The following is a 934-nucleotide window of genomic DNA, read 5'->3' as shown; positions in this document are numbered from 1 at the left end:
GTTCCGCCACCCCGGCATGTTTGGAGCGGAAGACGGGATTCGAACCCGCGACCCCCACCTTGGCAAGGTGGTGTTCTACCACTGAACTACTTCCGCAAAATATTAATTTATATGATGCGGGTGAAGGGAGTCGAACCCCCACGCCTCGCGGCGCCAGATCCTAAGTCTGGTGCGTCTGCCAATTCCGCCACACCCGCAAATATAAATATAAATGGTGAGCCATGAAGGACTCGAACCTTCGACCCTCTGATTAAAAGTCAGATGCTCTACCGACTGAGCTAATGGCTCAAAATGTGAAGACAGTGCCGGCCAGAGGACTCGAACCCCCAACCTACTGATTACAAGTCAGTTGCTCTACCAATTGAGCTAGGCCGGCATATTAAGAAATCAATTCTAATTCAAATACTGCTAATAACTGTGCGCCAAAGTCCTGCGGTCTTTGTTGCAGATTTTAAAAGTTTACCATTCAGAGAAGTAACACTTCGAAGCTGTAATCTTTTAAAATCCTCTACCAATTGAGCTAGGCCAGCATATTGATGGTGGAGGATGACGGGATCGAACCGCCGACCCTCTGCTTGTAAGGCAGATGCTCTCCCAGCTGAGCTAATCCTCCATTTGTTAAAGCCTAGCGACGTCCTACTCTCACAAAGGGGACAGCCCCTAACTACCATCGGCGCTGAAAAGCTTAACTTCCGTGTTCGGGATGGGAACGGGTGTGACCTTTTCGCTATCGCCACTAGACTTTTATTAAAGACAATATTTATTATATCGTCTTTTTTATTTTTTTCAAGAGAAATTTTCATTCTCTCAAAACTAGATAATGCTGAAGAAGTAATTCGAGTAATCATATTAAATGTGGTTAAGTCCTCGACCGATTAGTATTTGTCAGCTCCACGTGTCGCCACGCTTCCACCTCAAACCTATCAACCTGATC

At 46.0% G+C, this 934-nt stretch carries 5 tRNA genes and 1 rRNA gene; all 6 read right to left on the bottom strand.

What is annotated here, in order from left to right:
- Positions 1 to 21: 21 nt before the first annotated feature.
- Positions 22 to 96: transfer RNA gene (locus tag AR328_RS06325), tRNA-Gly, on the bottom strand.
- Between the two features lie 19 nt (positions 97 to 115).
- Positions 116 to 197, bottom strand: a tRNA-Leu gene (locus AR328_RS06320).
- Between the two features lie 15 nt (positions 198 to 212).
- Positions 213 to 288, bottom strand: a tRNA-Lys gene (locus AR328_RS06315).
- A 15-nt stretch (positions 289 to 303) separates the two neighbouring features.
- Positions 304 to 376: transfer RNA gene (locus tag AR328_RS06310), tRNA-Thr, on the bottom strand.
- A 161-nt stretch (positions 377 to 537) separates the two neighbouring features.
- Positions 538 to 613: transfer RNA gene (locus AR328_RS06305), tRNA-Val, on the bottom strand.
- Between the two features lie 10 nt (positions 614 to 623).
- Positions 624 to 741 (bottom strand): 5S ribosomal RNA (gene rrf, locus AR328_RS06300).
- Positions 742 to 934: the final 193 nt, after the last annotated feature.

Origin of the sequence: Bacillus sp. FJAT-29937 (assembly GCF_001509555.1) — a bacterium.
Taxonomy (GTDB): domain Bacteria; phylum Bacillota; class Bacilli; order Bacillales; family Cytobacillaceae; genus Cytobacillus.
The sequence above is the reverse complement of the archived record's forward strand: the minus strand, read 5'-3'. Positions and strand labels throughout refer to the sequence as shown.